Here is a 7,722-nt window from a genome sequence, read left to right on the forward strand (position 1 = left end):
ACCCAATGGTGTCTTATATATATCTAGCATTTGATTTTCGTTTGCATCATAAATTTCTGTAATCACTTCATATAGATAAGGCTCTTCTGGCGACCATAGATTAGGTGCCATCAATGCCATTACCGTTTCATTTTCGATATAGCTGTCTCCTTCGATTGTTATCTTATTGGAGAAGGAAGCAACCACTTGCTTTGTCGTGTCCACAATTGAAGTCTTGATTATAGCGCTAATCGTAAGAACGTATTCATTAAATATCGTAGTTTTGATGTTGATCTGGGCTTCATCTTCTCTTACAACCGGTGTGGTCACATACGTTCCGTGCCTGCCAACATGAAGTCTATCCGACTTAATCAACCACACGTGGCGATAAATGCCGCATCCTTCATACCACCAACCTTCATAGTCACTGGCATCCACTCTGACGAAAATGACATTCTGCCCCTCTTCTCCATAGCGAGCGATATCTGTAATGTCATAACAGAAGCCTGTATAGCCGCTTTGATGAGTTCCCATTTCATGTCCATTCACCCATACGGTACAGTTTCGCATGACTCCATCAAATTCGATTGAAATCTTCTTCCCCTGATCTTCCACTGGAATCTCAAAAAATTTACGATAGCATCCGATTCCAACGGGGAGATAACCGTGGCTCCTATGGTGCTTAACCTTATCCCCGTCATAGACGTAATTCCCCTCAACGCACCAATCATGCGGAAGATCAATCGACTTCCACTCCCGCTCATTAATGACGGCCTGTTCCCTTTCATCAAAAAAGGCAATCTTCAGCCATTCCCCTTCCGCAATCTGCTCGCAGTCGGTTAATCCCCCTGTCATACCTCCTTTAACAGCATGCCTAACAGGCAAATCGCCTAAATGAAAGAGCCAATCGGAGTCAAAGCTTTGCACCGTTCTTGGCATTGTCTTCATCGTTATCCCTCGCCTTTCAATTAGCTCATATGTATCTCATCGATATAACTTGGTCTTCCAATCGGGATCTTTTGTTTTGTATACAGACTACAGTGTCAATCCATCGGCTTACGAAAACAAGGAGGAAGGCACTGATGTCTTCCTCCTTGAATCTAATTTTTCTTATTGATTGCCGGCTTGACCATTATTTCCAGACTGACCTGATTGACCCTGATTTCCTGATTAATTGTTACTTACATTGCCAGATTGATCATGCGGCACTGTGACGGTTGCTCTTGTAACCGTTTTGTTGCCTGCTTTGTCAGTTGCCGTGTACGTGATGGTATAGATGCGCGACTTCTCCGCACGCAAGCTAAAGGAAGTGGCGGCTGTACCGAAATTGGCCTGAATGTCACTTGAATCGCTATTCGGTTGATTGCTCGTGATGGACGTTAACACCACGGATTCAACGCCCGATGTAGCATCACTAGAATTCAGCATGGCATTAATTGTAACCATTTTATGATTTGCCGGCCAAATCGACGTCTTATCCAACTGGACGGAAAGCACTGGAGCTGTCTTGTCAACTTTAAATTCGACAGTTTTGAGTTGTTCTACATTGCCTGCCTGATCCTTGCTGCGGTAACCGAACTTATAAGTTCCGTCACCGAAAGCTGGGGTAGAACCCGTATAAGCAATCCAAGCACCGTCATTCACTTGGTATTCTGTTGTTACGGAGCCTCCGTAAACACTGGCGCTTACGGATAAACTTATGGTCACATCCGTCGTGTACCAGCTGTTCTTGCCGTTAGGCGCATCCGGACTTAACGTTGCGGTGGTTACAGGAGCTATTTTATGAATGTTGCTTACCGTGATGCTAGTTACATTCGATACATTTCCTACGGCATCAGTTCCTCTTGCATAAACTGTATCATTGTCGGAAACAACCACTGGGGCGGTGTATGCTTTCCACGTGCCGCTTGCTCCCACTTTATATTCCATCAACGAAACGTCAGCCGAGTAGCTGATCATTACGGTGACGCCTTGGTTGGTCGGCACTGTTGTATCTACAGCCAAGATTGCATCAATAGGCGCTATGTGATCGATGTTGCTGACCGTATAGCTGGTCACATTCGATACGTTGCCTGCTGCGTCCTTGCTCTGTGCATACACGGTATCGTTGGCGGATACAACCACCGGTTCGGCGTACGCCGTCCATGCGCCGTTATCTCCTACCTTGTACTCCATTACCGCTGCGTCGTCCGGATAGATGATCGTTACGGTAACGTCCTTATTGGTTGGTCCTGTAATGTCTGCAGACAAAACGGCGTCGACCGGAGGAACCCCCTTTAATACGTTAAGTACGAACGTCCTTGTGTCCGAAACAGTACCTTTGGTGATCGTTGCTGATAGCCATACAGTCGCATCAGATTCGGACGATAACGGGCGGGTTACCTTACCATTCGCGTCGATGACAGATGTAGCATCACTGCTCCATGTAATTATTGTCCCGTTCGCACCGTTCGTTATCAAATGAACGTTTTTCGTTACACCTACTTCGCTGTCACCCTCCGCGTAGCCGATAGCAAGATTCGCTTTATCCAATGCGACGTCCATCTGGTCGGATACCACTTTCGGAGCTGCACTGGCTTCCGTTGAATACGAGCTGTCTCCTGCGGTGTTGCTTGCCTTAACAGCGAAATAATAAATCGTGGCGTTAGTCAGACCCGTTACCGTGTAATTGGTGGTCGACCCGCTTACTGTCGCTATTGCAGTCGAATCATATGTGCCGGAGGATGTTCCTTTATAGACCTTGTAGTTATCTGCTCCCGCAACACCGCTCCAGTTTAAAGTCACCTTTCCATCCTCCGCTGTCGCCGTCAGTCCTGTTGGCGCTGTGGGTGCTCCGATCACCTCAAAATCATCACCATTGGCATAACCGGTGCCAGTTCCATTCCGCCATAGGTAAATGGCCGCACTGGTATTGCTCGCCCCAGTGGTAAATGTAACCGAATACTGCTGAAATGTTGTTCCTATAATATTCACATTCTTCTCCGTTCCGCCATACCCCTTGACGCCTAGAAATACCGGACTGCTTGAATTACTCACTTTCACCCGTGCCTTAAGCACATAGGTTGTATTGGGGCTTAATCCTGTGAGAGATTGTTCCGCAGACGCATTAGCATTGACCTGAGCGCTGTAAGCTCCGGCATATTGATTACTGTTTACGACAGACCATGAACCAAAACCAATCCATCCTGTTTTGTCACCTGTCTCAAACCCGGGATTTGCAACTTTATTGCTCACTGAAGCTATCGGAGTTGTACTGGTTTCCGTTGAGAACGAGCTGTCCCCTGCGGTGTTGCTCGACTTAACAGCGAAATAATAAATCGTGGCGTTAGTCAGACCCGTAACTGTGTAATTGGTGGTCGACCCGCTTACTGTCGCTATTGCAGTCGAATCATATGTGCCGGAGGATGTTCCTCGATAGACCTTATAGTTATCGGCTCCCGTAACACCGTTCCAGCTTAAAGTCACCTTGCCGTCCCCTGCTGTCGCAGTCAGTCCTGTTGGCGCTGTGGGTACTTCAACCTGCGTAGCACTTTTAAATACATTAATCTCTGAAGCAGATGCCCATGAGGTTGGGCTAGCAGTAGCTTCAAGTTTTACATACGATGCGCTTGTTGTTGGAAAAGTTGCCGTCTTCAGACTACTGTCATATGACCATGTCCCGCTCCCAGCATTTGTAAAGGTTGTGCCGTCAGTACTTACATATACTTTATATCCCGTAATAATTCCACCAGTACCCGACTGTCTTGGTAGATAAGTTAACTTGTTAATGTTGTAAGTTCCACCGAGATTTAAAGTGATGGATTGCGGAAGAACATCAGAACCATCCCATTTTGTATGCCAAAGTGTCGATGTGTCACCATCTATGGCCTTGGATGCTGCATTATTTTCCTGAACCGTTTCCTGACTGGTAGCTGTTGCAGTCATTTGAGACTGTTCAATCCTATTAGGGTCAGGAAACTCCGAAGACCTGACTTTTCTAAGGCCAATATCATCTCCATAAACAGCACCCGAACCTGTTGAATTTTTCAACATATAAATAGTTGCACTTGTATTACTTGCACCTGTTGTAAATTGAATTTGTACATGTCTCCAGCCATTGCTGGTATTGGTTACTACAGTGTGACGATCAGAAGAGCCGTAATTCTTAGCTCCCAGCCATGCTTCTTCACCTGTTGCAACCTTAGCCCATCCTGAGAATTCATATACCGTATTGGCTTGCAATCCTGTTACAACCTGCTCTATCCCATTTTGTCCTGAGCCAAATAAAGCGGAGCCATCTGCAGTTCTAGTAGTTGCAAATTGATCTCCAAGGGAAAGCATCGGGGCAAAATGATATGTGACATTACTGTTTCCTGTTAAGGTCCATCCTTCAAGATCGGCTTCAAAGCCGTAGTTGAGGGATCGGTTACTAAATTCCGGAAAAGAATGTGCAAATATAGGGTTTGGTGGGCTTGTAAAATTATGACCAGCAGTTCCAAAAGCAGACTGGTTATAGCCTGTCGTTACATTGCCAGCTATGAAAGCACTAATGGATGAAGCACCATTTTGTAAGGATACGCCTCCCTCAGCTATATTATTTGTAACCTCATCGTTGTACTTATAATCTCCTGTGTTTACTATAATCTTTGGCTTCGCCTGATTATTATAGATTTGAACATTGTCAGCACGTCCGCCAACGTAGTAGCTGGTTGCAGCATTCCATACCGTATTGTGATGTATTAGAAAATTATGAGTATTAGAATCAATGTAAATCCCCAGCTCACAACCATTACAATGCTCACTGTCCATATCATGAATCCAGTTATTCCTTATCTCCGTACTGCCTCCATCTACACGGGCAAAATATACACCACCAAGATCATAGCTTAATTTCCCAGTGCGCGACATATCGTTAAATTCAATAATAGAATCTGAGAATTTCTCCCCTCCAATAATACTTCTACCGGTGTTGTAGAACGTATTATATGAGACTAGGTGTTGTTTCCCGCCTGCCAATGAAACACTTGCGTTATAAGTCCCCAGATAGTCGGTTTCATGAATTAAATTATTGATAACATTGTTATTATTTCCTCTTATGACAACACCATTTCCTGAGCTGTATGCAATTTGGCTGTCTCTTATCGTGTTGTAGCTTCCAGATAAATCAATCCCTGTATCGTCATATGAATACGCAGTTTGAAGACCAATAGTGTGAGACAGATATTGTGCGTTAATCCCTTTAATTGTATTAAAGCTTGCATTTTTTGTGGTTATGGAAGCGCCAATTATGTTGACACCCTCTATATTAATATAGGAACGTCCGGTAAGATCTACCGCGTATTTTCTTTGTTTCGCCTCTACAATTAATGTATTTGGATCAACCCCGCCTGGCGCCCAAAGATACAGTGTTGCAGTATTTTTGTCATAATACCATTCTCTTTGTCTATCAAGCTCACCTTTTACTCCAGCAATCATATACTTCACGCCAGCACCTGGATTCGTATATTGATCTGACCAAGGAAGTTTATTGAAATTTATTGTCGACCCACTGGAACTGGTAACTTTCGCTGATTGAGTGGACCACCATCCTTTTACGATTACAGTAGCTCCAGCCCAGTAGTTGGCAGGCTTGTTGATGGCAGAATGCGTAATTGAAGTAGCATTGCCGCTGCTCATTGACGCGAACCCAACATCAAAAATATTTGAATCGTTTGTCCAATTTGGGTACTGTGCCAAACGCATCATTTCACCGCTTACAAATACCTGGTTATCGTCTCCTAGATCCCAGTTCATCGGCGCCTTGTAGATGCTTCCCGAATCCAGCGTCCAGTCTGTGACAGGTGCACTGCCGCTGATTGTTACCGTCTCACCCGGATATGCCTTATAAGTAATTAGATTGCCGGATATACCATCGGTTTGCGGAGTAATGGTTTCGTTATAAGTCCCGCTTCGCAGGATCACCGTGTCTCCCGCTACCATGAGATTTGATGCTTTCTGTATTGTCCTAAAAGGACTGCTAATCGTTCCGGAATTAGAATCGCTACCTGTTGTGGAGACATAATATTGCGCCGGAGGCTGTGCGGAGTCCGTGTAAGTGATAGTAGTTGCCGCATGCGCCATTCCTGCCGGAAATAGGCTTGGAATACCGGTAAAAGAAATGCAAGCTGCCATCATGACACTTATTAAAGCTTTCTTCTTGAGTCTGCCCACCTTGAAAGTGTTGATTATTGTCTTCATAGCTCTCCCCACTTTTCCATTGATTTAGTCAATCATTGATATGACGCGACTTTCCAATCGTGATTTTTCAGCGGCAAAGGCGATCAAATGACTTGGTACAGAGACGCGTGCGCCCGAAAATTCCACCTCGTCACCATCGCTTCGCAATAGAGGAACAAAATCACTCAACAGTGTCAATCCATCGGCATTCTCCTTCATGTAGAAGTCCTTTAAATGTACCCCAATCATAAGTTGGATTCATCACATTTGGAAACAAACAAAAATAAGAAAAAACTACCATTTCCAAGAAATGAATCACTCCAAAATTTGAAAAGTCTCTAAAAAGTGATTCTTTAATGAGATTTGGTTGAGATTCTTGCCAGTATCACTACCTTAATGGGCAAAAGAAAGAGCACCATCGAATGATGATGCTTGTTAATTGGTGTTGGAATTCAAAGTAAGTGGCACTATTCACGATATGACTTCATAATTTTAGATCTTATCCAAGATTGATTGGCAGGAGCTCCATGCAAATAATGTATTCAGACATGTTTCCATCTAAATGACAGCTCTTAAGAATAAACAACCCTACTGCAGCCACGAAGGAACTCCACCGAAATCCCACTCTGCACAAGCCTAAACGGCTTCAATGACAATAGCGGCAGAATCAAGAGAGGTTGAAGATGCTCTTAAAATAATCTCTCCTTTCCCTATAGCTGCTTGAATAATGACCAAGCAATGTCCGTTAAACGCCCGTCTGCGAGTCGCTTTATCGGGCTCATGACTGCTCGGGTTTCCATTACCAACGCCGAGAATCTTACCCGGACCTTCAATCGTGAACAGGATTTCATTGTCCGCGGTCGGTACAATTATACCCGCGTGATCCACGATGGATACTTTAACCATCGCTACATCAGTGTCATTGGCATTAAGCGTTATTTTATCCGATTCCAACGTAATAATGGATGAATGACCTGCGGTAACCATAACCTTTCTTACGATCTCCTTATCAGCAGTTTTTCCTATAGCTATTAGTTCTCCAGGGGAATATTTGACTTTCCACTCCATACGCGAGTTCCGGTCAACAACCTTTTCACCCAAACTCTGACCGTTAAGAACCAACTCCATGGTCTCGCAATTACTGTACGTCCATACATTAATCTCTTGCCCTACTTTATCCAACCAATTCCAGTGGGGCATCACATGCACCATCGGCTCATCCGTCCAGGCCGCTTTATAGTAAAAGTAAGCATCCTTTGGAAATCCGCAGCTATCCATGACCCCAAAATGCGATCCAATACATGGCCATTGATGTGGTGTCGGTTCTCCTCTGTAATCAAAACCCGTCCAAACGAATATACCGGTCAAATGAGGATGCTTTACGATATCTTGCCATGATTTTTCATGCGAACAGGACCACTCTGGAATCTGATCTCCATAGGATGAACAATACCCCATCACAGTATCATTTTCATAAATTCCGCGCGTGGTCGTACAACTGGTGCTCTCACTGCCAATCATGATCCGATCTGGAAATTGCTCGTGATC

General features: G+C 44.5%; 4 protein-coding genes. All 4 read right to left on the reverse strand.

The window, feature by feature from the left end; all coding sequences use genetic code 11:
• Positions 1-927, reverse strand: a 927-nt coding sequence (locus GC102_RS05930) for a sugar-binding domain-containing protein (RefSeq protein WP_376769348.1), incomplete at its 3' end; no start/stop codon positions are given.
• 222 nt (positions 928-1,149) lie between these two features.
• The gene (locus GC102_RS05935; protein ID WP_171688634.1) at positions 1,150-6,195 is read right to left on the reverse strand and encodes an immunoglobulin-like domain-containing protein; all 5,046 of its coding nucleotides are present in this window, start codon (positions 6,193-6,195) and stop codon (positions 1,150-1,152) included.
• 24 nt (positions 6,196-6,219) lie between these two features.
• A complete protein-coding gene (locus tag GC102_RS05940) occupies positions 6,220-6,393 on the reverse strand; it encodes a hypothetical protein (protein ID WP_171688635.1) in 174 nt (57 codons plus the stop codon).
• Positions 6,394-6,810: 417 nt separating this feature from the next.
• The coding region (locus GC102_RS05945; RefSeq protein ID WP_171688636.1) for a DUF4982 domain-containing protein at positions 6,811-7,722 on the reverse strand (912 nt) is incomplete at its 5' end.

Origin of the sequence: Paenibacillus germinis (genome assembly GCF_013141785.1) — a bacterium.
GTDB classification, from domain to species: domain Bacteria; phylum Bacillota; class Bacilli; order Paenibacillales; family NBRC-103111; genus Paenibacillus_E; species Paenibacillus_E phytorum.